Below are 443 nucleotides of genomic sequence, written 5' to 3' on the forward strand. Positions count from 1 at the left end.
TGTTGAAGGACCCATCAACACCTGGCGGCTATCGCGTGGAGCAAACCTCAACCAACGCCTTACCCTCCATGCGGAATTCCACACCTGCTCCAGACCCGGCTGTAATAAGCCAGCTGACTACTGCCAAGTCCATCATTTAGTGCCGTGGCAGGCGGGTGGCTACACCAACATTAAAAACCTCACCTTCCTGTGCGCCTACCACAACGGCATCAACGACGACGACCCTTCAAGGCCCACCGGGCGTGGCTACATGTACCGACTCAATACCGGGGTTAGCTTCATCCCACCGTGGGGTGCACCGATTACCGCGATGCCGGAATACCAAGAAGCAGTCGCCAGACTCAACGCCGAAAAAGCAGCCACAGCGCCAGCCCAGCCACCGGACCCACCACCCGACAGCAGCTAACACTCGGCCACCAAACACAAAAAGCGCCGGTAACCTG

General features: G+C 58.2%; 1 protein-coding gene. It reads left to right on the forward strand.

What is annotated here, in order from left to right; genetic code table 11:
• The coding region (locus HMPREF3009_RS13095) for an HNH endonuclease signature motif containing protein (protein WP_198531131.1) at window positions 1–406 on the forward strand (406 nt) is incomplete at its 5' end.
• Between the last annotated feature and the right edge of the window lie 37 nt (window positions 407–443).

The sequence above is a fragment of the Corynebacterium sp. HMSC034H07 genome (assembly GCF_001815175.1).
Classification (GTDB): domain Bacteria; phylum Actinomycetota; class Actinomycetes; order Mycobacteriales; family Mycobacteriaceae; genus Corynebacterium; species Corynebacterium hiratae.